General features: G+C 63.1%; 18 protein-coding genes. 11 read left to right on the top strand and 7 right to left on the bottom strand.

Annotated features, from left to right (window positions below; genetic code table 11):
* Positions 1 to 67 precede the first annotated feature (67 nt).
* Both IVB48_RS27230 and IVB48_RS27225 read left to right on the top strand, forming a co-directional pair.
* Positions 68 to 826, top strand: a complete 759-nt coding sequence (locus IVB48_RS27230; RefSeq protein WP_247404687.1) for a trypsin-like serine protease — start codon at positions 68 to 70, stop codon at positions 824 to 826.
* A 125-nt stretch (positions 827 to 951) separates the two neighbouring features.
* Positions 952 to 2454 carry an NAD(P)/FAD-dependent oxidoreductase gene (locus tag IVB48_RS27225; RefSeq protein ID WP_247285227.1) on the top strand — a complete coding sequence of 501 codons (1503 nt, stop codon included), beginning with the start codon at positions 952 to 954 and terminating at the stop codon, positions 2452 to 2454.
* Positions 2455 to 2570: 116 nt separating this feature from the next.
* Here IVB48_RS27225 and IVB48_RS27220 read toward each other — a convergent pair whose 3' ends face one another.
* Both IVB48_RS27220 and IVB48_RS27215 read right to left on the bottom strand, forming a co-directional pair.
* A complete protein-coding gene (locus IVB48_RS27220) occupies positions 2571 to 3500 on the bottom strand; it encodes a response regulator transcription factor (RefSeq protein ID WP_247285228.1) in 930 nt (309 codons plus the stop codon).
* Positions 3484 to 6855, bottom strand: coding sequence for an ATP-binding protein (locus IVB48_RS27215; RefSeq protein ID WP_247404683.1), 3372 nt, complete (start codon positions 6853 to 6855; stop codon positions 3484 to 3486). The genes IVB48_RS27220 and IVB48_RS27215 overlap by 17 nt, the downstream gene beginning before the upstream one ends.
* Positions 6856 to 7028: 173 nt before the next feature.
* Between IVB48_RS27215 and urtA the strand changes: the two genes are divergently transcribed.
* From urtA to IVB48_RS27170, 9 genes are all read left to right on the top strand, one after another.
* Complete coding sequence (gene urtA / locus IVB48_RS27210; RefSeq protein WP_018455941.1) at positions 7029 to 8288, top strand: urea ABC transporter substrate-binding protein; 1260 nt, start codon at positions 7029 to 7031, stop codon at positions 8286 to 8288.
* A 148-nt stretch (positions 8289 to 8436) separates the two neighbouring features.
* Positions 8437 to 9363, top strand: a complete 927-nt coding sequence (gene urtB, locus IVB48_RS27205) for an urea ABC transporter permease subunit UrtB (protein WP_018455942.1) — start codon at positions 8437 to 8439, stop codon at positions 9361 to 9363.
* A 17-nt stretch (positions 9364 to 9380) separates the two neighbouring features.
* Positions 9381 to 10520, top strand: coding sequence for an urea ABC transporter permease subunit UrtC (urtC, locus tag IVB48_RS27200; RefSeq protein ID WP_027565999.1), 1140 nt, complete (start codon positions 9381 to 9383; stop codon positions 10518 to 10520).
* Positions 10521 to 10638: 118 nt separating this feature from the next.
* Positions 10639 to 11394, top strand: a complete 756-nt coding sequence (gene urtD / locus IVB48_RS27195) for an urea ABC transporter ATP-binding protein UrtD (protein ID WP_027565998.1) — start codon at positions 10639 to 10641, stop codon at positions 11392 to 11394.
* Between the two features lie 11 nt (positions 11395 to 11405).
* Positions 11406 to 12095: an urea ABC transporter ATP-binding subunit UrtE gene (gene urtE / locus IVB48_RS27190; RefSeq protein ID WP_027565997.1), complete on the top strand. Its 690-nt coding sequence runs from the start codon at positions 11406 to 11408 to the stop codon at positions 12093 to 12095.
* 27 nt (positions 12096 to 12122) lie between these two features.
* A complete protein-coding gene (fmdA, locus tag IVB48_RS27185) occupies positions 12123 to 13352 on the top strand; it encodes a formamidase (protein ID WP_007615916.1) in 1230 nt (409 codons plus the stop codon).
* Between the two features lie 91 nt (positions 13353 to 13443).
* Positions 13444 to 13821 (top strand): zinc ribbon domain-containing protein, encoded by a 378-nt coding sequence (locus IVB48_RS27180; RefSeq protein ID WP_027565996.1) that lies wholly within the window; start codon positions 13444 to 13446, stop codon positions 13819 to 13821.
* A gap of 40 nt (positions 13822 to 13861) precedes the next feature.
* A complete protein-coding gene (locus IVB48_RS27175; protein WP_247404681.1) occupies positions 13862 to 14902 on the top strand; it encodes an aliphatic amidase in 1041 nt (346 codons plus the stop codon).
* Between the two features lie 325 nt (positions 14903 to 15227).
* Positions 15228 to 18233, top strand: coding sequence for an autotransporter domain-containing protein (locus IVB48_RS27170; protein ID WP_247405447.1), 3006 nt, complete (start codon positions 15228 to 15230; stop codon positions 18231 to 18233).
* A 3-nt stretch (positions 18234 to 18236) separates the two neighbouring features.
* On the opposite strand, the gene IVB48_RS27165 is transcribed toward IVB48_RS27170, so the two are convergent.
* The 5 genes from IVB48_RS27165 to IVB48_RS27145 all read right to left on the bottom strand — a co-directional run bounded on the left by IVB48_RS27165 (position 18237) and on the right by IVB48_RS27145 (position 25729).
* A complete protein-coding gene (locus IVB48_RS27165; protein WP_247285234.1) occupies positions 18237 to 19067 on the bottom strand; it encodes an MlaD family protein in 831 nt (276 codons plus the stop codon).
* A 150-nt stretch (positions 19068 to 19217) separates the two neighbouring features.
* A complete protein-coding gene (locus tag IVB48_RS27160; RefSeq protein ID WP_247404678.1) occupies positions 19218 to 21437 on the bottom strand; it encodes an acetate--CoA ligase family protein in 2220 nt (739 codons plus the stop codon).
* Between the two features lie 159 nt (positions 21438 to 21596).
* Complete coding sequence (locus tag IVB48_RS27155) at positions 21597 to 22577, bottom strand: glycosyltransferase family 2 protein (protein WP_247404675.1); 981 nt, start codon at positions 22575 to 22577, stop codon at positions 21597 to 21599.
* 151 nt (positions 22578 to 22728) lie between these two features.
* Complete coding sequence (locus IVB48_RS27150; protein WP_247404672.1) at positions 22729 to 23298, bottom strand: class GN sortase; 570 nt, start codon at positions 23296 to 23298, stop codon at positions 22729 to 22731.
* Between the two features lie 169 nt (positions 23299 to 23467).
* Entirely contained in the window at positions 23468 to 25729 is a 2262-nt protein-coding gene (locus IVB48_RS27145) for a marine proteobacterial sortase target protein (RefSeq protein WP_247404670.1), read from the bottom strand.
* Positions 25730 to 25823: the final 94 nt, after the last annotated feature.

Raw genomic sequence — 25823 nt, 5'->3', positions numbered from 1 at the left:
ATGCGCTATCGGCAAGAGCCAGTCCGAAGCCATCCCGCCGCCGTCACCGATGCCGAAGCGTGTTCCCATGAAAAAGCTTGCAACGATCATTACAGCCGCGCTGCTGCTGGCCACGCCCGCTTATGCCATCGTTGGCGGCGGCACGCCGCAGGCCGATGGCGTCGCGCGCGCCGTCGTCACCATCGTCGGCTCGCGCGGCAATTTTTGTACGGGCACCCTGGTTGCGCCAAGGCTGGTGCTTACCGTCGCCCACTGCGTGCAGCCCGGCGCGGACTACAAGATCGTCGACCGCGGCACCGACGGGCAGCCGCAACTGCTGAATGTCCGCACCGTCGCGATCCATCCGAGTTTCAACATGCAGGCGATGCAAGGGCATCGCGCTACCGCCGACCTGGCGCTGCTGCAGCTGGAAATTCCATTGAAGGGAAAATCGACGGTACCGGTCAGTGCGCCGAATATTCCGATCCAGGTCGGCAGCCGCTTCGTCATCGCCGGTATCGGCGTCACCGTGCGTGGCGACGGCAAGAGTGGCGGCGCGACGCGTGTTGCCGGCCTCGTTGCGACGGGGCGGCCCGGCACGCTCCAGATCCGGTTGGTCGACCCCGTAACCAACGGTGTTCGCGACGGAATTGGCGCCTGCACCGGTGATTCCGGCGGTCCCGTGTTCGAGGACAAGCCGGCCGGAGCCGTGCTCGTCGGCGTGATCAGCTGGTCCACGGGGCCGAACGGAGCCGCCGGCTGCGGCGGGCTGACAGGCGTCACGCCGCTCACGCTCTATCGCGACTGGATATTGCAGACTGCGCGGAGCTGGGGTGCGACGCTGTGATTTGACCGCGTCCTGATCTATGTCATCTTGAAGCGGAACCGCGCTGGGCGACCACGTCCGTCGCAGAGGAAACGCGCCGCCCAATCAAGGGCGGCCACAAAAACAAGCAAGGCATAGAAGCAACAATGAATGTCGCTGTTCGCAGTCACGCCACGGCCAAACAGGCTTCTGAACATTTCGACGTGCTGATCGTCGGCGCCGGTATCTCGGGCATCGGCAGCGCCTATCACATGACCAAGCAGCTTCCCGGTGCGAGCTTCGTCATCCTGGAAACGCAGGCGACGTTCGGCGGCACGTGGACCACACATCGCTATCCCGGCATCCGCTCCGACAGCGATCTCCACACCTTCGGTTATAGCTTCAAGCCCTGGGTCGGGCCGCCGATCGCGACCGCCGACGAAATCCTCGCCTACATGAACGAGGTGATCGACGAAAACGATATCGCGCGGCATATCCGCTACAAGCACAGGATCAATTCGGCGAGCTGGTCGAGCGAGCAGAACCTCTGGACCATCGAGGCGGTGACGACCGACACCGGCGAGCCAAAAACTTTCACGGCGAACTTCCTCTGGATGTGCCAGGGCTATTACCGCCATTCGGAAGGCTATACGCCGGAATGGAAAGGTACCGATCGCTTCAAGGGCCGCATAGTTCATCCGCAGACCTGGCCTGATGCTATCGACCTCGCGAACAAGAAGGTCGTCGTGATCGGCTCCGGCGCGACGGCGGCGACGCTGGTGCCGAACATTGCCGACAAATGCGCGCATGTCACGATGCTGCAGCGTTCGCCGACCTATTTCCGTCTCGGCCGCAACGCCATCGAGATCGCGGAGGAGCTGCGCCGGCTGCAGGTCGACGAGGCCTGGATCCACGAGATTGTCCGGCGAAAGATCCTGTTCGAGCAGGATGCGTTCACCAAGCTTTGCTTGTCAAAACCCGAGCAGGTGAAAAAGGAGCTGATCGGCCAGATCAGCGCGGTGCTCGGTCCGGAGTACGATGTCGACACCCATTTCACGCCGAGCTACCGGCCATGGCGGCAGCGCATCGCCTTCGTGCCGGATGCCGATCTGTTCAAGGGGATCGCCAGCGGCAAGGCGTCCGTCGTCACCGACGAGATCGAGTGCTTCGTCGAGAACGGCATCCAGCTCAAATCCGGCAAGCTGCTCGAAGCCGACATCATCGTCACCGCAACCGGCTTCAATCTCGCGGCGCTCGGCGACATCGCCTTCGAGGTCGACGGCAAGCCGCTCGCCTTCGGCGACACCGTTACCTATCGCGGCATGATGTTCACGGGCGTGCCGAACATGGTCTGGGTGTTCGGCTATTTCCGCGCCAGCTGGACGCTGCGCGTCGACCTCGTTGCCGACTTCGTCTGCCGTCTGCTCGGTCACATGAAGGCCAAAGGCAAGAAGAAGGTCGAGGTGAGCTTGCGCGCCGAAGACCACAACATGCCGATCCTGCCCTGGATCGATCCGGAGAACTTCAACCCCGGCTACATGATGCGCAACATGGACCTGCTGCCCAAGCGCGGCGACAAGCCGGAATGGCAGCACAGCCAGGATTACTGGACCGAAAAGGACGAGATCCCGAAGACGGATCTGGATGGCGGGGAGTTTGTGTACGGGTGAGGCGCTCGCGCTGACCACACACTCTGCAGTCGTCCCGGCCTAGTGCGCAATTGCGCACTAGGCCGGGACGACATCTTTTGTTGGGCAAGGAGTGTTTCAACTCACTCGCAGCAAGACTACGAATTCCTTCTTGTCGCATTCGTCGCAATCGCCGCAGCCGCAGTCCGGTTCTCGACGCCGAGCTTGGAGTAGATCTGCTCGAGATGCTTGTCGACCGTGCGCGGGCTCAAGCCCAGAATCTGCGCGATGTCGCGGTTGGTCTTGCCCTTGCTGAGCCAGGCCAGCACCTCGCCTTCGCGGGTGGTGAGGCCAAGCTCGCTGGTGAATTCGGGTGGCGGCGCGGTGCCGGACTCCCGGGAGAGTCGCAGCAGGAACTCGTTCGGCGCGGTCTCGCCCATGTAGTACAGGCGGAGCTGAGGATTGTCGGGCAAGGAAGCCGCCTGAGACTTCGAGCTGCCCTTGCCCTTCGCCTGCTCCAGCCATTGCAGCAATGGTACCGGCAGGACGAAGTCGTCCTCGGCCTGCGCGCCGTGGTGGTCTGCCAGCAGCTTCTGCGCCTGCGGGGTCGCCCACAACAATTTGCCCTGGCGGTTGACCGCGAACAAGAATCGGCCGGAGACGTCGAGCGCGGCGCGCGCGCTCTGCGTCATCCGCGCGTTGCCGAGATGAACGCGGATGCGCGCCAGCATCTCCTCGATCACGATCGGCTTGGTCACGTAGTCGACGCCGCCGGCCTCCAGCCCGCGCACGATGTGCTCGGTCTCGGCGAGCCCTGTCATGAAGATCACCGGGACATTGGCAAGGCCCGCATCACGCTTGAGGCGGCGGCAGGTCTCGAACCCGTCCATGCCCGGCATCACCGCGTCGAGCAGCACGATGTCAGGCGTGATCTGGTCGACGATGCGCATCGCGGCTGCGCCGTCGAGCGCCACCATCACCGTCATCCCTGCGCTGTCGAGCGCGTCGGTAAGCAGCCGCAGCGTCTCCGGGGAGTCGTCGACTACGAGCGCGACGTCGCGCTTTTTCGACTCAGTGCTCATACGCATGCAACGTCTTCAATGTGGCCATATACTGGTCGAGATCGAAGCGGTCGACCAGCGACCGCATTTCCGCGACGAAGTCGGCATGTTCAGGATGCTCACTGCCGATCTCGTCCAGCTTCAACTGGATAGCCTTGACGTAGCCGATCTGACCGAGCCCGATCAGCGCCTCGATGTGTTGTACCGGCGGTCGCGAGCCGCTCTCCGGCCGCCACAGCGGCACGGCGATCTCCTCCGAGCCGTATTGCCATTCGACCTTGAGAAGCTGGCGGATGCTTTCCAAAAGCCTGGGAATGTCGATCGGCTTCATCAGATAGCCATCGTGGAAAGGCTGTGCCAGCGGTGTGCCGTGGGCCTCGAGCGCGCTGGCAGACACCATCAGGATGCGCGCCTGATGGTGGCCGTTGGCGCGTAGCGTCTCCGCGACCGTCCAGCCATCCATGCCAGGCATGGAGATGTCGAGCAGGAACAGATCGGGCCGGCAGTGCTGGGCCAGCGCCAGGCAGCCGGGGCCGTCGGGCGCGCTGAGCAGGATGAAGCCGAGTGGTGTCAACACCTCACGCAGGAGGTCACGATGCACGGGATCGTCGTCGGTGATGAGGATGGTCTTGCGTGCGCCGTGATAGCCTGAGATCGGGGCCTCCACCGGCGCAATACGCTGCGGATTGGTGACTTCCGAGAGCAGCATCTTGACCTTGAACGTGCTGCCGCTGCCGACCGTGCTCAAGACCTTGATGTCGCCGCCCATGACGCCGGCGAGCAGCCGGCTGATGGTCAGGCCCAGCCCGGTGCCGGTCTGCGGCTGCGAGACACCGAGCGCACCGCGTTCAAAGGGTGCGAAGATGCGTTCGAGATCGTCGCCCTGGATGCCGGGGCCGGTGTCGATCACCTCGAACTCCGCGACCGGGCTGCGATAGTGCACCACGAAATGGACGCTGCCGGTCTGGGTGAATTTGATCGCGTTGGACAGCAGATTGATCAGCACCTGGCGCAGCCGCTTCTCGTCGGCATAGACCACGACCGGCAAATGCGCCGGCCGCCTGAACACGAAGTCGATGCTCTTGGCAGCGGCTTGAAGGCGGAACATGCCGACGAGCTGGTCGAGGAACTCGGTCAGGCGCACCTCGTCGCGCGACAGGTACAGCCGCCCCGCCTCGATCTTGGAGATGTCCAGAATGCCGTCGATCAGGCCGGAGAGGTGATCGGCGCTGCGGCGGACGACGCGGACCTGGTCGCGCGGCTTGGTGTTGAGCGTGGTGTCCTGCTCCAGGAGTTGGGCATAGCCGCTGATAGCATTCAGCGGCGAGCGCAGCTCGTGGCTTAGGCCCACCACGTAGCGGCTCTTGGCGAGGTTGGCGGATTCGGCGATTTCCTTGGCGCGCTGGAGCTCGGCGTCGGTGCGCTTGTGCGCGTCGATCTCCTGGATCAGCAGCGTGGTCTGGCGCCGGGTCTCGGCCTCGGCGGCCCGTCGGCTCTGCTGCGCCAGCACGAACAGCCAGGCGACCACGCCGATGATGATGCTGAGCGAGAAGAACACCTTCCAGAGCACGTTGGAGACGAGCATGTTCTCGCCGGGCACGCTGACCGAGGTCTGGAGGTAGATCAGCCCTAGTACCAGCGCGACGAGGCCCGCGGAGACCACGAACACACCGATGTAATGGCCGAACTGCGAGTTGATCCGCTGATAGATCGCCTGCGGCAAGATCCTGGCGAGCGCGTCGGCGAACTGCACCTGCGCGCGCGCATGCGGTTTGCACAAATCGTGGCAGCGCGCGTCGAGCGAGCAGCATAGCGAGCAGATCGGGCCGGCATAGGCAGGACAGGAGGTCATGTCCTCCGGCTCGAAATGGTGCTCGCAGATACAGCACTGGATCGATTCGATATTGGCCCAGCTCCTCTTCGGCTTGCGCGCGATGTAGTATTTTCCGTCGGTGAGCCAGGCAATGACGGGCGCGGTGACGAAGGCGACCGTCAGTGCGACGAAGGCCGCGAGCGCTTTCATGGTCGAGCCGAACAGGCCGTAGAATGCCGCGATCGAGACGATGGTCGCGATCGTCATCGCGCCGACGCCGACCGGGTTGATATCGTAGAGATGGGCGCGCTTGAACTCCATCTGCGGTGGGCGCAGGCCGAGCGGCTTGTTGACCACGAGATCGGACACCAGCGCGCCGACCCAGGCGATCGCGACATTGGAGTAGAGCGCGAGCGTCTGCTCCAGCGCCTTGTAGACGCCGATCTCCATCAGCAGCAACGCCACCATCACGTTGAACACCAGCCAGACGACCCGGCCCGGATGGCTATGCGTCAGACGCGAGAAGAAGTTCGACCAGGCGATCGAGCCTGCATAGGCGTTGGTGACGTTGATCTTGAGCTGCGACAGGATCACGAACGCGCCGGTGAGTGCCAAGGCCATGTCAGGCTGCGACAGCACGTAGCGAAACGCTTCGAGATACATGTGCGCAGGCTCGGCCGCCAGCTCGCTGGAGAGACCGTGGCTCAGCGCAAAGAAGGCGAGAAACGAGCCCAGCAGCAGTTTCAGCGCGCCGAAGATGATCCAGCCGGGGCCGGCGATCAGCAGGGCGGCCCACCACGACGTTCGCGACGTGCGGCGGTCGCGCGGCAGGAACCTGAGGAAGTCGACCTGCTCGCCGATCTGGGCCACCAGCGAAAACACCACGGAGGATGCGACACCGAACAGCAGAAGATCGAAATGTCCGCTGGCGTCGCCGTGCTCGCCGGCGAATTTGCGCCACTCCGTGAACGAGTAAGGGTTGGCCCAGGCGATCGCCGCGAAGGGCAGGATGTGCAGGATGATCCAGATCGGCTGCGTCCAGAGCTGGAAGCGGCTGATCAGCGTGATGCCGTAGGTGACAAGCGGGATGATCGCGACCGCGCTGATGAGGTACCCGATCGGGCGCGGAATGCCGAAGCACATCTCGAGCGCGGTCGCCAGGATTACCGCTTCGATGGCGAAGAAGATGAAGGTGAAGGAGGCGTAGATCAGCGAGGTGACGGTCGAGCCGATATAGCCAAAGCCGGCGCCGCGGGTAAGCAGGTCAATGTCGATGCCGCATTTGGCGGCATAATAGGCAATCGGGACGCCGCAGCAGAAGATGATGGTGGAGACGACGAGGATCGCGGCGGTGGCGTTGGTAACGCCGTAGTTCAGGGTGATGGTGCCGCCGATCGCCTCCAGCGCGAGAAAGGAGATGGCGCCCAGTGCAGTGTTGGCGACGCGGGCGGCGGACCACCGGCGCGCGCTCTTGGCGGTGAAGCGCAGCGCGTAGTCTTCCAGCGTCTGGTTGGCGACCCATTGGTTGTACTGGCGCCTGACGCGATCTATTCGCTGCCGCCCTGCCACTTCAGCCCCACTCCTACTCCCGAACGCGCCGGACCCCTCGCAAAACCCGTACCAAAAGCCTACGTCGTCATTTTGCGGTGCAGTATACGCGATCTTGCGTATGCTTGCGGCGCACAAATTCGAGCCATCCTCACGGCACCAATCGCGTGTCCTCGAACAACAGTGGGGTGCTCATGTCAGACGAAGCGAACAAGGGCCTGTTATCGCCGCTCCGGCGCAAATTATTGATGGGAATGGCGGCCGTGCCGGCCATCACCATGCTGCCGCGAGCATCTTTTGCGCAGGCCCCGGCGACCTCGGCGGTCAATACCACGGGCCTCGCGGTTACCGACACCGAGGTGACGGTCGGCATCCTGCATTCGGCGACCGGCACCATGGCGATCTCCGAGACCGGCTCGATCGAGGCCGAAAAGCTCGCCATCGAGCAGATCAATGCCATGGGCGGCGTGCTGGGGCGCAAGATCAAGTTCATCCAGGAAGACGGCGCCAGCGACTGGCCGACCTTTGCCGAAAAGGCCAAGAAGCTGCTCGTCAACGACAAGGTCGCGGCGATCATGGGCTGCTGGACCTCGGCATCCCGAAAGGCCGTGCTGCCCGTCATGGAGCAGTACAACGGCATGCTCTACTACCCGACCTTCTACGAAGGTCTCGAGCAGTCCAAGAACGTGATCTATACCGGCCAGGAAGCCACTCAGCAGATCCTCGCCGGCCTGAACTGGATCGCCAAGGAGAAGGGTGCGAAGTCGTTCTTCTTCATCGGCTCCGACTACATCTGGCCGCGCACCTCGAACAAGATCGCGCGCAAGCATGTCGAGAACGTGCTGAAGGGCAAGGTCGTCGGCGAAGAGTATTATCCGCTCGGCAACACCCAGTTCAATTCGGTCATCAACAAGATCAAGCTGACCAAGCCAGACGTGATCTTCACCGACGTGGTCGGCGGTTCGAACGTCGCGTTCTACAAGCAGCTCAAGGCGGCCGGTATTGATCTCTCCAAGCAGGCGCTGCTGACGATCTCGGTGACGGAAGACGAGATCGACGGCATCGGCGGCGAGAACATCGCGGGTGCCTATGCCTGCATGAAGTACTTCCAGTCGCTCGACAATCCGAACAACAAGACCTTCGTCCCGGCGTTCAAGAAGATGTGGGGCGAGAAGACCGTGATCGGAGACGTCACCCAGGCTGCCTATCTCGGCCCGTGGCTTTGGAAGTTGACGGTGGAGAAGGCGGGCTCCTTCGACATCGACAAGATCGCGGCGGCATCGCCAGGCATCGAGTTCAAGGGCGCTCCGGAAGGCTATGTGCGCATCCACGAAAATCATCACCTCTGGTCGAAGACCCGGGTGGGACGTGCCAAGCTCGATGGCCAGTTCGAACTGATCTACGAGACCGCTGATCTGGTCGAGCCGGATCCGTTCCCCAAGGGCTACCAGTAAGACGAGAGCTATCAGTCAGTCACGGCGTTCGTCGCCGTTTCCCTTTCAGACAAAACCTCTCCCTGGCGTGGACCGCAAATCCACGCCCAAGACCCCCGCGTCGCGAACCTGCTCGCGACGCGGGACCCTTTCCCGACGGAGGACATCGATGTTCGGCGACTACTCGCTTGGTGACCTTGGCTCCATCTTCGTCATGCAGGGCTTTGCAGGACTGATCCTGTTCTCCGTCTACGTCCTGATGGCGCTGGGACTTGCGATCATCTTCGGCCAGATGGGCGTCATCAACATGGCCCATGGCGAGTTCATGATTCTTGGGGCCTACGTCACCTGGATGACCTCGAGCTTCTTCCAGTCCTATTTGCCGAGCCTGTTCAGCGGCTACTTCTTCCTCGCGATGATCCTGGCCTTTGTCGCATCCGGTGCGTTGGGGATGCTGGTGGAATGGGTGCTGATACGGCACCTCTACAAGCGCCCGCTCGACACGCTGCTTGCGACCTGGGGCCTCAGCCTGATCCTGCAACAGGCCTATCGCTCCGTGTTCGGCGCGCGCGAGGTCGGCGTCGAGCTGCCGCAATGGATGCTTGGCTCGCTGCACGTGACCGACAGCATCGAAGTGCCGATCAACGGCGTCTTCGTGATGTGCCTCACCGTCCTGATCACCGTGGGCGTCGCCTACGTAATGTACAAATCGCGCTGGGGCCGGCAGGTGCGCGCCGTCGTGCAGAACCGCATCATGGCCGGAGCCGTCGGCATCAACACCGAAAAGGTGGATCGCTACACTTTCGGCCTCGGCTGCGGCATTGCCGGTGTCGCCGGGAGCGCCTTCACGATGATCGGCTCGACCGGGCCGACCTCCGGACAGCTCTACATCGTCGATACGTTCCTCGTGGTCGTGTTCGGGGGCGCGGCAAGCCTGCTCGGCACCATCGCATCGGCCTTCTCGATCTCGCAGACCCAATCGACCCTCGAGTTCTTCCTGTCGGGCTCGATGGCCAAGGTGCTGACGCTGCTTGCCGTTGTCGGAATCCTGATGCTGCGGCCGCAGGGTCTCTTCGCCCTCAAGGTCCGCAAATAACAAGAAGCAGGCAAGTCATGGTCATCAACTCACGCTTCTTCAATCGATCCGAGCTCATGGGCTTCCTCGTGCTCGCCGCTGTGCTGTTCGTGATCCTGCCGCTCTCGCTGGATGTGTTCCGTCTCAACCTTGTCGCGAAATATCTGACCTACGCCTTCGTCGCGCTCGGTCTGGTGCTGTGCTGGGGCTACGGCGGCATTCTCAGTCTGGGGCAGGGCGTGTTCTTCGGCCTCGGCGGCTATTGCATGGCGATGTTCCTCAAGCTGGAGGCCTCCAGCGTCGAGAATACCAAGATCCAGTCGACGCCAGGCATCCCGGACTTCATGGACTGGAATCAGATCACGTCACTGCCGCTGTTCTGGCAGCCGTTTCACAGTCTCGCCTTCACCATCCTCGCCATCATCCTGGTCCCCGGCATCTTCGCGCTGATCATCGGCACTGCGATGTTCAAGCGCCGCGTCGGCGGCACCTACTTTGCCATCATCACCCAGGCGGTGGCGGCCATCCTCACCATCCTGATCGTGGGCCAGCAGGGTTACACCGGCGGGATCAACGGCATGACCGACCTGCGCACCCTCAAGGGATGGGACATCCGGCCCGACCACGCCAAGGTCATCCTGTACTTCGTCGAAGTGGTGCTGCTGTTCGCCTGCATCGGCATCGCGCAGTTCATCCGCCTGACCAAGCTCGGCCGCATCCTGGTGGCTATGCGCGAACAGGAAGACCGCGTCCGCTTCTCCGGCTACAGCGTCGCCAACTTCAAGATCTTTGCGTTCTGTATGGCCGCGGTTTTCGCCGCGATCGGCGGGGCCATGTTCGCGCTCAATGTCGGTTTCATGTCGCCGTCCTTTGTCGGCATCGTGCCGTCGATCGAGATGGTGATCTACACCGCGGTCGGCGGACGGATGTCGATCTTTGGCGCGATATGGGGGGCCATTCTGGTGAACTTCGCCAAGACCAGCCTGTCGGAATCCTTTCCGCAACTCTGGCTGTTTGGTCTCGGCGCGCTGTTCATCGCGGTCGTGCTCGCTTTCCCGAACGGTCTGTCGGGGCTCTGGGCCGACTATGTGCAGCCGCGCATCGACCGCCTGTTCGCCTCGCGCAAGAAGCCGGGCTGGACCGACAATTCGGTTGCCGACGGCGCACCCGCAGAGTGAGGAGACCATCATGCTCGTCGGTCATCACGATGCCAATGCCAAGCTGGCAGTGAGGAGATAGATCATGCTCGTCGGTCATCGCGATGCCGATGCCACGCTGGCAGTGAGGAGATAGATCATGCTCGTCGGTCATCAGCCCAAGGAATTCCTGCTCGCGGTCTCCGGACTGACGGTTTCCTTCGACGGCTTCAAAGCCGTCAACGATCTCTCGTTTTACATCGAGGAGAACGAGATCCGCGTCATCATCGGCCCCAATGGGGCCGGCAAGACCACGGTGCTCGACCTGATCTGCGGCAAGACCAAGGCGACCGAAGGCTCGATCCAGTTTCGCGGTACCGAGCTGACCAAGCTGAAGGAGAACGAGATCGTCAAGGCCGGCGTTGGCCGCAAGTTCCAGACGCCGTCAGTGTTCGAAGACCTCACCGTGTTCGAGAATCTCGAGATCTCGTTTCCGCGCGGCCGCACCGTATTCGGCTCACTCACTTTCCAGCGTGACCAGCCGGTGAGGTCACGCGTCGGAGAGGTCGCCGAGATGATTTTCCTCAAGGACAAGCTCAACACCTATGCCTCCGAGCTCAGTCATGGCCAGAAGCAATGGCTCGAGATCGGCATGTTGCTGATCCAGGATCCGGACCTGCTGATGCTCGACGAGCCCGTCGCCGGGATGAGCGTGTCCGAACGCGCCAAGACCGCCGAGCTGCTCAACCGCATCATCAAAAACCGCTCGGTGCTCGTCATCGAGCACGACATGAAGTTCGTCGAGGACATCGCGCACAAGGTCACCGTGCTTCACCAGGGCCAGATCCTCTCGGAAGGGACCATGGAGAAGGTGAAGAACGACCCCAAGGTCGTCGAAGTTTATCTCGGTCACTAAGGAGCGCGACGATGCTGGCTATCTCTGATCTTCACGTCGCCTACGGCCAGAGCGAGGTGCTGCACGGTCTCAACGTCAAGGTCGCGCCCAACGAGATCGTGGCGATCATGGGCCGCAACGGCATGGGCAAGACCACGCTGATGAAATCGCTGATGGGCATTTTGCCTACGAAGAGCGGCTCGGTGACCATGGAGGGCGCCGAGCTCGGTGCCTTGCCGAGCTACGCGCGCGTCGCCAAGGGCCTCGCGTATGTACCGCAGGGCCGCATGATCTTCTCCACCATGACGGTGAAGGAGAATATCGAGACCGGCCTCGTGGTCTCCGGCGGAACCGAGGTGCCCGGCGACATCTACGAACTGTTTCCGGTGCTGCTGGAGATGAAGGACCGCCGTGGCGGCAATCTCTCCGGCGGCCAGCAGCAACAGCTCGCGATCGCACGCGCGCTGGCGACCAAGCCAAAAGTGCTGCTGCTGGACGAGCCGACCGAAGGTATCCAGCCGTCGATCATCAAGGAGATGGCGCGCACGCTCAAGCGTATCCGCGACGAGAAGGGGCTTTCGATCGTCGTGTCCGAGCAGGTCCTGAGCTTCGCGCTCGATATCGCCGACCGTGTGCTGGTGATCGAGAACGGCGAGATCGTCCGTGACGATCCGCGCGACGCCGTCGATGCCGCGCAGGTCTCGAAATATCTGTCCGTCTAACCAACCGTATAAAAGGGGAGCATCTCGATGCCAGAGACACTGATCAAGGTCGATCTCACCAAGTCGGCCTATGAAAATGACATGGTGCATAACCGCTGGCACCCCGACATTCCGATCGTAGCCTGGGTCAATCCCGGCGACGATTTCATCATCGAGACCTATGACTGGACCGGCGGTTTCATCAAGAACAACGATTCCGCCGACGACGTGCGCGACATCGATCTGTCGATCGTGCACTTCCTCTCCGGCCCGATCGGCGTCAAGGGCGCCGAGCCCGGCGACCTGCTCGTCGTCGACCTGCTCGATGTCGGTCCGATGAAGGAGAGCATGTGGGGCTTCAACGGCTTCTTCTCCAAGCAGAATGGCGGCGGCTTCCTCACCGACCATTTCCCGCTGGCGCAGAAGTCGATCTGGGACATCAAGGGCCTCTACACCTCGTCGCGGCATATTCCGGGCGTCAACTTCGCCGGCCTGATCCATCCCGGCTTGATCGGCTGTCTGCCCGATCCGAAGATGCTGGACACCTGGAACAAGCGCGAGGCCGAACTGATCGCGACCAACCCGACCCGCGTGCCTGGACTGGCGAACCCGCCATTCGCGCCGACCGCTCATGGCGGCCGCGCCAAGGGTGACGTCAAGGACAAGATCGGCGCTGAAGGCGCACGTACCGTGCCGCCGCGTGAGCATGGCGGCAATTGCGACATCAAGGACCTCTCGCGCGGCTCGAAGATCTACTTCCCGGTCTACGTGCCGGGTGCCGGTCTCTCGATGGGCGATCTGCACTTCAGCCAAGGCGACGGCGAGATCACCTTCTGCGGGGCGATCGAGATGGCCGGCTGGCTGCATCTGAAGGTCGAGGTGATCAAGGACGGCATGGCGAAGTACGGTGTCAAGAATCCGATCTTCAAGCCGTCGCCGATCACCCCGAACTACAAGGACTATCTGATCTTCGAAGGCATCTCGGTCGACGAGGCCGGCAAGCAGCATTATCTCGACGTCACCATCGCCTATCGCCAGGCCTGCCTGAATGCGATCGAATATCTGAAGAAGTTCGGCTACTCCGGCGCCCAGGCTTATTCGATCCTCGGCACCGCACCGGTTCAGGGCCACATCTCCGGCGTGGTCGACGTGCCCAACGCTTGCGCCACATTATGGCTGCCGACGGAAATCTTCGACTTCGACGTGATGCCGTCCTCGGCGGGTCCGATCAAGCACATCAAGGGCGATATCCAGATGCCGATCTCGCCGGACAAGTAATCCCTGCGCGACGGGATGCGGGACGGCGTATCTGCCGCCCCGCATCCGCCGCGGCAGTTCTCTCACAGACAACAGCGTAGGGATGATTGCGATGCCGGTCTATGAATATCTCTGTGACGATTGCGGTCCGTTCAAAGACATGCGCCCGATGGCCGAATGCGACGATCCGCAGGTCTGTCCGCAATGTGAAATCATGGCGCCGCGCGTCATTCTGACCGCGCCGAATTTCTTCTGCATGCCCTCGGAAAAACGAAAAGCTCACGCCGTCAACGAGCGCAGCACGCACGCGCCGCAGACGCTGGCGCAATACAAGGCCTCGCACGGTCCCGGTTGCGGCTGCTGCTCCACGGGAAAGAACTCGTCGGGCAGGAGCTCATCGGACAAGAAAAAGCCGGCGCGGCTGGTAAGCAAGACCAGAAGCGGCGCCAAGGGTTTTCCGACCGCGCGGCCCTGGATGATCAGTCACTGATTCACGCGGCAATCTCAAACAGGGTAGAGGAGCAATTCAAATGCTTCACGGTGACATCTCCAGCAGCAACGACACCGTCGGCGTCGCGGTGGTCAACTACAAGATGCCCCGCCTGCACACCAAGGCCGAGGTGCTCGACAACGCCCGCAAGATCGCCGACATGGTGGTGGGCATGAAGGTCGGCCTTCCCGGCATGGATCTGGTAATCTTCCCGGAATACTCCACCCAGGGCATCATGTACGACTCCAAGGAGATGTACGAGACCGCTTGCGCGGTGCCCGGTGAAGAGACCGCGATTTTTGCGGAAGCCTGCCGCAAGGCCAAGGTGTGGGGCGTGTTCTCGCTGACCGGCGAGCGCCACGAGGAGCATCCGAACAAAGCGCCCTACAACACCTTGATCCTGATGAACGACAAGGGTGAGATCGTACAGAAGTACCGCAAGATCATGCCGTGGGTGCCGATCGAGGGCTGGTATCCCGGCAATTGCACCTATGTCTCCGACGGCCCGAAGGGGATGAAGGTCAGCTTGATCATCTGCGACGACGGCAATTTCCCGGAGATCTGGCGCGACTGCGCCATGAAAGGGGCCGAACTGATCGTACGCTGCCAGGGCTACATGTATCCGGCCAAGGAGCAGCAGATCCTGATTTCAAAGGCGATGGCGTGGGCCAACAACGTCTATGTCGCGGTCGCCAACGCCGCCGGCTTCGACGGGGTCTATTCCTACTTCGGTCACTCCGCGATCATCGGCTTCGACGGCCGCACCCTCGGCGAGTGCGGCGAGGAGGACTACGGCATCCAATATGCCCAGTTGTCGAAGCATCTGATCCGCGATGCGCGCCGCAACGGCCAGTCGCAGAACCATCTCTACAAGCTGGTCCATCGCGGTTACACCGGCATGATCAATTCCGGCGAAAGCCCGCGCGGCGTCGCCGCCTGCCCCTATGATTTCTACAAGAACTGGATCGCCGATCCCGAAGGCACAAGGGACATGGTCGAGGCGATGACGCGCGCGACGCCCGGGACCGCCGAATGCCCGATCGACGGCATCCCGAATGAAGCGGCGCCGTCGAATTACTGAGCCACGATGGCTCTGACATCGGCGTCGATGTGAACCACCATACACGTGCGTGGACACTCTGACGCAGGCCCATGTGCGTAGAATGCGAATTGTGTCTCGCAAAAGCGTGGCGCGGTTGCAACATCACCCGCTGAATCAACCCCGGTTGTGTCCCCGACGGCCGATTCCATGGATTCCGTAGTTTCACGGAGGGAACTGGTCGCCTAATTTGGCGGCGGCGCGGCTGGGAGCGCCGGTGACAAGGGGCGTTGGGGTGGAATTTCGGTCGCCATCGAGCGGGCAGAGCCGGCTGCGCGTGGGTGCGGCCGCGTCGTCCGTCGTTGCGATGCTGTTCGGCCTCTGCCTGTCGACGGACGCCGTCCAGGCGCAGCAGGTATTCAACGGATCGCAGACCACGCCGAACGGCGTCGTCAACGGCGGCGGCGGTGTATGGGACAACACCACGACCAACTGGACGGATTTCTTCGGTTCGGTCAGTACGGCCTATGATCCCTTGTCAGCCGGCACGCTGTTCGGCAGTAGCGTTCCCTCGACGCCCGCAACGGGCGGCACGGTGACGGTTACGCCGAGCGGAGTGCAACTCACGAGCCTCGTGGGCTTTGACCTCACCGGCGACGGTTCGGTCTACACCATCCAGGGCGGCGACCTCCGGCTGGCCTCGGGCGGCACTACATTTGATACCAACGATGTCACCGGCACGGCGGACCCATCGGCCGTGATCAGCTCACGCATCGTGGGCAGCGGCGGGATCAACGTTCAGGGACCCGGTATTCTAGCGTTGCTCGGCGCCAACACCTATACCGGCGGCACCTTCATCTGTTCGTGTGCGGCGTTGCAGCTTGGCGACGCGACGCATACCGCGAGCATCGTCGGCGCGGTCGTCAATGACGGGCTCTTCAGTGTCGTCAATGCCGATACGTCGGGCATCACGTCGCTCTCGAACAGTTTCTCCGGCACGACGCAGTTCCTCAACGCGACCTCCGCCAGCTCGATGGTGATCACAAACAACGGCCTGATCTATTTCGGAGATCCATTGGGGGGTGGGACCGACACCGCCACGGCCGGCCGCGCGACCATCGTCAATGATGGCGGCTTGATCGGCTTCTTTGGCCGGACCAATGCGGGCACGGCCACCATCACCAACCAGAATAACGGAGGCACCGCGTTTGCTGAGCAATCCTCGGCCGCGTCAGCTACGATCCTGAACAAGGATTTCGGTGCCACCGTATTTGGTACGCCGTTCGGAACCGACACGGCGACCGCGGGCAGCTCAACGATCATCAACGAGGCTGATGGCCTCACCAATTTCGCGGCGTTCACGACGGCCGGCAATGCCACGATCATTACCAAGGACGGTGGCGAGACCGATTTCTATGACAATTCCACCGGTGGTAACGCACGCTTCATCACCACAGGCACGGGCATCGTGGACTTCGGCAACAGCATCGGACCGAACAGCGACGGCCGCATCACCGCCGGATCGATCGAGGGCAGCGGCTTCTATTACATCGGCGGCGGCAACACCCTGGTCGTCGGCGGCAACAATCTTTCGACGGAGGTCAGCGGCGTCATCGGCGATTTCAATCCCTGCGGTTGCGGTCCCGCAGGCCCCGGCTCACTTGAAAAGGTCGGCAGCGGCACCCTGATCCTTTCGGGTACAAACACCTACACCGGTACCACGACGGTGAATGGCGGCATCCTGCGGGTCGATGGTGATATCTCCCAATCGATCCTGACCACGGTGAACGCGGGCGGCGCGCTGTTCGGCGCCGGAATCGTCGGCAACACCACAATCGCTGCTGGAGGCATCTTCGCGCCCGGCGACGGCAGGCCGGGTTCGAGCATGCTGGTTCTGGGAGACCTCGCCTTTCAGTCCGGTGCGGCCTACGTCGTGCAGGTCGGCAGCGGAACTACCGCGAGCTTTGCCAATGTTTTCGGCAACGTCACCCTGAGCGGCACCGTCGGCGTCTCGCTATATGCTGGCAGCACCGTGTTACCGCAATACAAGATCATGCAGTTTTCCGGCTCGGCCACCGATAACTTTGCCGGTGTCGCCGCTCCCGGGGGCCTTATCGGCACGACGACCGTCGATCCCGCCGGCGCTGTCTATCTCAATTTCACACTGGACTATGGTGCGAAATACGCTCTCAACGTCAATCAGAAGAATGTCGCCACGACTCTTCAGAACTTCTTCAACGCCAATGGCGGCCTGAGATCCGAGTTTGCGGGCCTCGGTCCTAACGGCCTGACGCAGGCGTCCGGCGAGTCGGCAACGGGTTCGCAGCAGGCGACCTTCAACGCGATGAACCTGTTTCTCAGCCTGCTCACCGACGTGTTTGGCGCGGGGCGCAACGGGACGCCGGGTGCGACGCCCTTCGCCGACGAGACGAGCGCGAATGCGTATGCTGCGACCGGCAAGGGCACACGCGACAGGAACGCACGCGACGCTCTTGCCTCGATCCATAGCAAGACGCCGCCGACGAGTTTCGAACAACGCTGGGACGTGTGGGCGGCCGGCTATGGTGGCTCGCAGACCACCGACGGCAATGCCGGCCTCGGCTCAAACAACACCAGCAGCAGCGTCTACGGCACCGCCGTCGGCCTCGACTACCGCTTCTCGCCGTCCACGATCGCCGGCTTCGCGCTTGCGGGCGGGGCGACCGGCTTCAACGTCAACGGACTCGGCTGGGGTCGCTCCGACCTGTTCCAGGCCGGCGCCTTCGTGCGTCACAACGCAGGACCGGCCTACATAACGGCCGCGCTGGCCTATGGCTGGCAGGACGTCACGACCAACCGCATCGTCACCGCCGCCGGCGTCGACCAGTTGCGTGCGCAGTTCAGCGCCAACGCGCTCTCGGGCCGTATCGAGGGCGGCTATCGCTATGCCTCGCAGTGGATCGGCCTCACGCCCTATGCGGCGCTCCAGGCCACCGTGTTCAGTCTTCCGAGCTATTCGGAGTTCGCTGTGGTCGGCAGCAACGTCTTCGCGCTGAATTATGCCGCCAAGGACGCGACCAGCAGCCGCACCGAGCTCGGCCTGCGCGCGGACAGGTCATTCGCCGCAGCCGGCGGCCTGATGACCCTGCGCGGCCGCGTCGCCTGGGCACATGACTACAATCCGGATCGCACCGTCGGTGCGGTCTTCCAGACGTTGCCGGGATCCGCGTTCGTGGTGAACGGCGCCGCCCAGGTGCACGATTCCGTGCTGACCACAGCGGCAGTGCAGATGAGCTGGATGAACGGCTGGTCTGCGTCGGCGACTTTCGAGGGGGAGTTCTCGAATGTCACCCGCTCTTACGCCGGCAAGGGCGTCGTCCGCTACGCCTGGTAGGCGCTACCGTTTCTGCTGCGCCGGCTTGCGCGGCGGGCGCGGAGCGGCGGCCGGTGTGGGTGTCCCGCTCATCTTGTTGGCGGCCTCGCTGACGTCGAGCAGCGAGCGACGGATGTCTTCGAGGAAGTTCGCCGATTTCTTCCTCATGGTATCGGCGAGCTCGTGCAATCCCTGGATCTTTTCGAACAGTTCATCCGCCTTGCCGTCGGCAAAGCCGGGCACTACGCCTTCGATCTTTGTGACCGCCTTGTCGAAGCCCGCGAAGGCGCTGTCGACCTTGGCCATGACGGAATCGATTTCGCCGCCCTTGCTCCGGAGATCAGCGGTGTAGTTCTCGAACGTGCGCAGGCCCTCCTTGATCGCCGGGGCGTTGCTGACGATGGTGCGGTCGACACTATGTAGGGTGTCGACGATCGATTCGGCGTCGCTGAGATCGGCGGTCAGCACGGGGACGCCGTCCGAGTCCAGCGGCACCGGCGGCGCCGAGGGCGCGCCGCCGATCAGCGAGACCGCGGCGACGCCGGTGAGACCCTGAAACTCGATGCCGGCGACGGTGTCCTTGCGGATCGGCGCGGAGTTGTCGAGCATCACCAGGGCCACGACCTTGCGCGGATTGTCCAGCTTGATCGACAGGATCTGGCCCGCGGGGACGCCGTCGAAATTGACCGGCCCGCCGCGACGCAATCCGCTGGCGGAGCCGCCCTCGAATACCACGCGCAACTGGCTGCGGCTCTGGAGGGTACGCCATTTCTGCACGCCGAGCACGCCGCCGAACGCCACGGCGATCACCGCCAGCGTCGCCGTTCCGATCACCAGATTGCTCGCGCGTGCCATGCCGGGTGATTTTACGGCCAAAACGGGGAAGTTGGAAGCAGCCCGGAAGAGGCTGTCGGCGGCAATGTTAGGCTTGGCGGGTTAACGACTTGTCCGGTGTTGCTCGAAGAGCGAAGGCGGAAGCGCAACGACGAACCGCCCTACGCGACATCAATGCCCAGCGGCGCGCTTGGCCGCAGCATTGTTCAGCACGATCAGGGCATCGACGGCGACGCCTGTTTTGGCATTGATCAGGAACGGATTGACGTCGATCGAGGCGATCCGGTCACCGGCATCCGCGATCAGGTTGGAGAGGCCGACCAGGGCCTTCACCGCGGAGGCCTCGTGCAAGGCCGGCTTGCCGCGATAGCCGCGCATCTTGATACCGGCCTTGGTGCGGCCGATCAGAAGCCGCGCCTCGTCCTCGTCCAGCGGCGCACCGGCGAGCGCGACGTCCTTCATCAGCTCGATGTCGATGCCGCCGGTGCCGAACAGCACGACCGGGCCCATCTCGGCATCGAGGGAGGCGCCGACCACGAGTTCCAGATCGGCCTTGACCTGTTGCGCGATCAGGATGCCGTCGAGATTCGGCTTGCCCTTCAACTTGTTCACCCGCGCGGTGATGTCGGCGAACGCCTTCTTCACCTCGGCCGCGCTGGTGAGATTCAGCACCACGCCGCCGATATCTGATTTGTGCAGGATCTCGGCGCTGACGACTTTGGCCACGACTGGGAAGCCGATCTGCTTGGCAATCTTCACGGCCTCGGCTGCCGTCTGTGCGATTGCCTCCTTCGAGATCGGGATGCTATAGGCCTTCAAGAGCTTCTTCGAGGCGACCTCGTCGAGCGCGGCGCCGGTTGCCGATTTCAGCGCCTTCTCCAGCACGGCACGCGCGGCGGGCTTCGAGCTGGAGACGATGTCGGGCACTTCCTTGCGCAGCTTGGCGTAGTCGAGCAGCGACTTGATCGCAGTCACCGCGCGATCCATGCCCTGCATGACCGCAAGATGCGGCAGCGATTTGCGCAAGCTCTTGGTGAACTCGGTAAAGCCGATCGACATCGCGCTGATATAGATCACCGGCTTGCCGGCCCGGCTCGCCATCTCGTCGACGATGCGCAGATTGCGCTCGCGCAGCTCGTGCGGCGCTTTCGGCAGCTCGGCATCGATGATGACGATGTCGATATCGGGGTCGTCGATCATGAGTCCGATCGTTTTCATGTAGACGGAGGGATCGACCACCGCGGCAAAGCCAGCGTCGAGCGGGTTGCCGACGATCGAGCCCGGCCCGAGCATCTTTGCCAGCTCCGAACCGACGTGCGAGCTGAGCGGTGCAAAATTCAGGCCTTCTGCATCGAAGGCGTCGATCAGCATGCCGCGCTTGCCGCCGGATAGCGTCACTGCAGCGAGCCGGTCGCCCCTGGGCACAGCGGCGTGGACGAAGCATTCGGTGGTCTCGATCAGTTCGTCGAGCCCGCCGACCCTGATGACGCCTTCGCGCGTTGCAATGGCATCGAATGTCTCGATCGAGCCCGCGAGCGCGCCGGTGTGTGCCATCGCCGCCGCGCGGCCACCCTCGGACGCCCCGAGCTTGAGCGCGATCACCGGTTTGCTCGCGGCGCGGGCCGCCTTGCAGGCGTCCCGGAATGCCTTGGTGTTGCGCACGCCTTCGAGGTACACCACGATCACCTTGATGCTCGGATCCTCGGCGAAATAGCGCATCAGGTCCGGCGTCTCGAGCCCGGCCTCGTTGCCAGTCGTCACCATGTAGCCGACCCCGACGCCGCGATCTTCCAGGGCCTGGCGGATCGCCATGACGATGGCACCGGATTGTCCGGCAATCGCCACCGCGCCCTGTTCCATGGTGACGATACGGTCGTCGATATTGGTGAAGAGCTTTTCGCCGGCGCTCAAATTGCCGAGGCAGTTCGGGCCGGTGACCGCCAATCCCGTCTCGCGCACGGCCGCTTGCAGTTCGGCGGCGAGCTTCTGGCTTTCCTCGTCCTGCAACTCGCTGAAGCCCGAGGTGACGATGGTGGCCGAGCGCGCGCCGGCCGCGGCGGCATCGCGGATCACCTGCACGGCAAAGCGCGCCGGGACCAGCACCAGCACGTGGTCGGGCTTTTCCGGGAGGCTTGCAAAGTCCTTGTAGCAGGGGACACCCCAGACGGTGTCGCGTTTGGCATTGACCGGATAGAGCCCGCCTTCGTAGCCGTATTTGACCAGATTGTTCCAGATGCGCTCGGCATAGTTGCCGGGCTTGTCGGTCGCGCCTACCAACACGATGTTGCGCGGATGCAGCATGGCGTGGATGCCCTTGACGATGTCGCTGGCATCGGGCGGCGGAGACCATGGGCGCGATGAAGCGGATGCGGCAGATGCGCGAGCTTCCATGGTGTGACCTCACCTGTTGTTCTTGTTGGCGGTGCGTCGCTCTGTTCTATGGCGAGTTCTTCGGACTGGCAACCAGGTGGGCGGGTATGCCGTGCGGTGGAATGAGCGCGCGTCAAGCCCTGGAGATCGACATCCTCGGATCACTGCTTGCGCGGTCGTTCAATATCTCAGCATGCCGAGCTTGTAGGCGTAGTGATAGGCCAACTGCTTCGCCAGATAAGGAGCGATGGCGCGCCGGATCTGCATCTGTGTCGGATCGAAGCCGAGACCGCGCCGCCGCAGGATGCCCATTTCCCTGACGCCGACCGCATAAGTAGAGGCCGTCTTTTGTGCATCATGGATTCGGAAGCAGGCGAGAAATCGCGGCAAGCGTGCGAATTTGAATCCCGCGGCCTGCGCTCGCAGGATGAAGTCCCAGTCCATCGCGTAGTGCAAGCTCTCGTCGATCGGTCCGATGCTGTCCCACACGCGCTTGCGCCAGAACATCGTCTCTTGGGGAATGTAGTCGGCATATCGCAACGCCTTGCCGTCATGGGGCGGCAGCACGGCGCGGCCGACCTCGAGTCCCTCGCGATCGATGAAGATGCGATGGCCGTAGACGACGTCGACATGCGGATGTGCGATGAAGTAATTTGCGACGTAGGCAAGTGTTCCGGGCAGCAGGATGTCGTCGCTGTTGAGATAGGCCATGATCTCGCTCTCGACGCCGGCGAAGCCGAGATTGATGGCGCTGGATTGCCCCTTGTCCGGTACGCTGCTCCAGCTCAGGCTATCGCCGCGGCTCTTCAGGAGATCGAGCGTGCCGTCGATCGAGGCGCCGTCCTGCACGTGATAATACAGGTCCGGATAGTTCTGGCTGACGATGCTGTCGATCGTGGCGCCGAGATATTGCGCATGGTTGTAGCTCGGCGTGACCATCGCGATCCGTGGCGCGCCCGAATGGATCGCAGGTGCTGGCAGGAAAGCCGTCAGGTTGAGCAGGCGCGGCGGATATTGCTCGAAGGTCCACATCGGCGGGCGGCGCCAGAGGCTCCGAAGCGAGGAACGTCTTTGCCCGGCGGCAATGAGATCCTGATTCCTCTCCAGGAGCGCGACGCGGTTCTCGAGCTGTTCGAGACGCTGCCTGAACTCCTCATCCATCACCGTTCTTCTCGCAAATTGCAGCGAAAATGCCCAATGGGCCGTTCTGATAGTCTCCGGTCGACGGCGCCGGTTCAGCGGTTCCATCAAGCGGGATTGTCCCTACAGGTCGGGCGGATTCAAGAGGGGGGTGCGGATCGATTGCGAACCGCTATTCATCGGCTCCGATCAGGGTGGCATGCAGGATATAGCGCTCGGGGCCGGACGCGACGGCATCGAACGGCCAGCAGGTCGCGAGCACGAGTTCGGCAGTCCGTGCCGCAGGATCGATGCCGGAGGCATCGAAGCGAACCACAGCGGAGGAATCCGCGCGAAAACGAAAGTGCTTGCCATCACTGCGTGTAACATCGATCAGGTCACCAATGGCGACATTCCGCAGGAAGCGGAAATGAGTGTCGCGGTGCGCTGCATATACGGCAACACCCCGTTCGCCCGCGTCAGCCGTTTGGCGGATATGGCCGGGCCCGAAAGCGAGCGCCTGGCCGCTCGCGCCTTCCAGCACGATCGCGCTGGCGCCGATCCGCTTCACCTCGATTCGCGCGACCGGCCAGGTATCGGCCCATGACCATGGCCTGACCACTTCGCCGGTTGCAACGCTCCGGTCGAACGCGCGCTCCAGCAGCACCTGCGCGAGCCACGCTTTGGCATGGATGTAGGCGCCGTCGCCGAAAAGGATGATGCCGATCAGGGCGAGAGCCAGGGGAGAGATGAAGCGGGGCATTGTTTCCACACTCGTCATGCGAGCGAAGCGAAGCAATCCAGAATCTTTCCGCGGAGGCAGCCTGGATTGCTTCGCTGCGCTCGCAATGACAACAAAAAAGGCGCGCGCGGCCGTTGGTGTGGGACGGGCAGCCGCGCGCGCTAACAGAGGAGTTCGGGGGACTCCTCTCTCAAGCGGCGTCAGTGAGCAAGGTCTGACGCCGGTTGAACACGAACAGGAACAGGGCGAGCACGATCAGGATCAGGCCTGCGGTCATTTTCAGCTCTGCTGAGGTCGCGGTCTTGGGCAGGCGGATCGTATCCGGTGCAGCGGGCGTCGGCCGCCTCGTGGCCGGCTGGTTGCGTGCATCGGCGTGACGCTCGCGGAGCTGCGCCGGGACTTGCTGTCGTTCGCCAAAGACCTTCGCGAAATCCCAACCGGCCGGCAGGTTGATCGGCAACTCGCTGGGCTTGAGCGGCTCGCCTTCGGGACGGCTCGGCGTCTTGTCGACCGCGACGAGGCTGGTGAGCCGGGTGACGATCTGATGGTCGAGTGCCAGTGCCAGGATCGCCTTGTCGGAGTCTTCGGGCGTCATCTCGCGCAGGGTGCGCGCCACTTCGGCATCATCGATCTTGCGCTTGGCCCAAAGCTTCGACAGGCCTTTGCCTTCGGCCGCATTTTGCAGCGGCAGCGTCACCGACCATGGGCGGTCGCCGACGCGGCCCTTGATCTCGACCGAGCCCGCCAGCGTGTCGAGCTTTGCCGCCAGCACCAGCGGCTCGTCGCGATAGACGTCGGGAATGATCGTCGGTGTGACGTCGGCCTTGGCTTCGGAGAACTTGGCGCTCAGCCCGGTCACGGCCGGGTTCTCGAGCTTGGCAAACAGGACGCGCATGCGCTCCTCGACCTGCTCGACGGAGCCGATATGGGTGAAGGCGCCGCGGCCGAGCTCAGCGGCGCGCGTCATCAGATAGGTGTTGGGCGCCGACCCGATGCCGACCATGAACACGCGCGAGCGGCCGCGCATCGCCGTGATCGTTTCGAACAATTGCTGCTCGTTGCCGATCGCACCATCGGTCAGGAATACGACCTGGCGAACCATGCTGGCGTCGCCGAGCTTGTCGGTCAGCGCGGCCCGCATCGCCGGCACCATCTCGGTACCGCCACGCGCCTGCAACGCGCTGACGAACGAGGTGGCTTCACCGACACGCTCGGCATCCGCCGCCACGGAAGCCGGAAACAGCACGTCCATGGTGTCGTCGAAACGGATGACGTTGAAACGGTCGGACGGCTGGAGACGGGAGAGCGCGTAGGTGAGGCTCGCCTTGGCCTGAACGATCGACGTGCCGCCCATCGAGCCGGAATTGTCGATCACGAACACCACCTCGCGCGGCCGTGGCTTCTGCGTCGCCTGCTCGGCGGCGGGCGGGGTGACGAAGGCGAGCAGATAATCGGCGTCGCCGACGCGCTCGCGGAACAAGCCGACCGACGGCGCCTTCACGGCAGCCGGCTTCCAGGTCAGTTCAAAATCGCGGTCGGCAGGCACGGCACCGTCGGCAAGCGTGACAATTCGCGTCGTATTGTCCGGGCTCTCGACCTTGAAATTATGGTGGAGGCTCTTGACCTCGCCGAGCGCAAAGCCGGCGTTCAGGCGCACCGTGATGCTGGTCGGATTGACCGGCGCATTCCGGGCGGGATCCAGCACGGGTGACGAGATGCGGTCGCGGTCCGGCACCGGATCCGAATTCGTCGCGCCCCAGCCGGAACCGTCGTTGCGGAAATCGACGCTCTGGACGATCGGCGCCGGATTGTAGCGCGGCCCCACCACCAGCGGCAGGCGCAGGGAATATTCGTTGCCGGATTGGTGCACCGGTTCCTGATATTCGATCTGCACCAGCACGGTTTCTCCGGGACCGATATTGGCGACCGAGTTGGTGAAGATGTTCGGCCGTTCCTGTTCGGTGAGCGCGGCCTTCTGGCCGGCCCGGCGCGCCTCTTCGTAGATCACGCGCGCCTGCTGCCGCTCCTTGATGTCGCCCACGACGACGCGGTTGCCGACCACCATCTTCAGCGAATCGACGGCACCGCCGGCGGGGAGCGGATAGACATAGGTCGCCTCGACCCAATCCTTGGTCGGATTGCGGAAGATCTGGGTGACGCGGGCGCGCAGCGTCGGGCCTGATACCGTGATGTCGACGTCGATGCCGAGGCGGATCGCTTCCGTGTAGGCGCCGTCCTCCTTGAGGAGAAGAGACCCGGATTTGGCATCGCCGGGCTGGAGCAGGCTGGCCTGCTCCGTCGTCGCCGACCAGCCCGGCTCCAAGCTCACCAGCAGCGCCACGAAGGCGACCAGCATCACCGCGATGCCCTGCGCCAGAAGGAAAAGTCCGACCACGATCAGTCTGCCCAGCCAAGGGTGTTCGTTGCTGTCCATCGTGTCGTAGGTATCCATTTTGCCTGCTCCCGAGGATGTTTGCTGGCTATGAGCATCCGCCGGGACGGCCCGATTGCGCGAGCAGAATGATCGGCAATGATCCGTCGCGGCC

This window comes from Bradyrhizobium sp. 76, assembly GCF_023073025.1.
Classification (GTDB): domain Bacteria; phylum Pseudomonadota; class Alphaproteobacteria; order Rhizobiales; family Xanthobacteraceae; genus Bradyrhizobium.
This window is presented reverse-complemented; position numbering and strand designations above follow the sequence as displayed.

Bases quoted from the DNA above. Each gene is read 5' to 3' on its own strand.
- IVB48_RS27230 (WP_247404687.1), top strand. From the start codon at position 68: ATGAAAAAGCTTGCAACGATCATTACAGCCGCGCTGCTGCTGGCCACG.
- urtA (WP_018455941.1), top strand. From the start codon at position 7,029: ATGTCAGACGAAGCGAACAAGGGCCTGTTATCGCCGCTCCGGCGCAAA.
- urtD (WP_027565998.1), top strand. From the start codon at position 10,639: ATGCTCGTCGGTCATCAGCCCAAGGAATTCCTGCTCGCGGTCTCCGGA.
- urtB (WP_018455942.1), top strand. From the start codon at position 8,437: ATGTTCGGCGACTACTCGCTTGGTGACCTTGGCTCCATCTTCGTCATG.
- IVB48_RS27175 (WP_247404681.1), top strand. From the start codon at position 13,862: ATGCTTCACGGTGACATCTCCAGCAGCAACGACACCGTCGGCGTCGCG.
- IVB48_RS27160 (WP_247404678.1), bottom strand. From the start codon at position 21,437: ATGGAAGCTCGCGCATCTGCCGCATCCGCTTCATCGCGCCCATGGTCT.
- IVB48_RS27225 (WP_247285227.1), top strand. From the start codon at position 952: ATGAATGTCGCTGTTCGCAGTCACGCCACGGCCAAACAGGCTTCTGAA.
- urtE (WP_027565997.1), top strand. From the start codon at position 11,406: ATGCTGGCTATCTCTGATCTTCACGTCGCCTACGGCCAGAGCGAGGTG.
- IVB48_RS27150 (WP_247404672.1), bottom strand. From the start codon at position 23,298: ATGCCCCGCTTCATCTCTCCCCTGGCTCTCGCCCTGATCGGCATCATC.
- urtC (WP_027565999.1), top strand. From the start codon at position 9,381: ATGGTCATCAACTCACGCTTCTTCAATCGATCCGAGCTCATGGGCTTC.
- IVB48_RS27180 (WP_027565996.1), top strand. From the start codon at position 13,444: ATGCCGGTCTATGAATATCTCTGTGACGATTGCGGTCCGTTCAAAGAC.
- IVB48_RS27165 (WP_247285234.1), bottom strand. From the start codon at position 19,067: ATGGCACGCGCGAGCAATCTGGTGATCGGAACGGCGACGCTGGCGGTG.
- IVB48_RS27155 (WP_247404675.1), bottom strand. From the start codon at position 22,577: ATGGATGAGGAGTTCAGGCAGCGTCTCGAACAGCTCGAGAACCGCGTC.
- fmdA (WP_007615916.1), top strand. From the start codon at position 12,123: ATGCCAGAGACACTGATCAAGGTCGATCTCACCAAGTCGGCCTATGAA.
- IVB48_RS27145 (WP_247404670.1), bottom strand. From the start codon at position 25,729: ATGGATACCTACGACACGATGGACAGCAACGAACACCCTTGGCTGGGC.
- IVB48_RS27220 (WP_247285228.1), bottom strand. From the start codon at position 3,500: ATGCGTATGAGCACTGAGTCGAAAAAGCGCGACGTCGCGCTCGTAGTC.
- IVB48_RS27170 (WP_247405447.1), top strand. From the start codon at position 15,228: ATGCTGTTCGGCCTCTGCCTGTCGACGGACGCCGTCCAGGCGCAGCAG.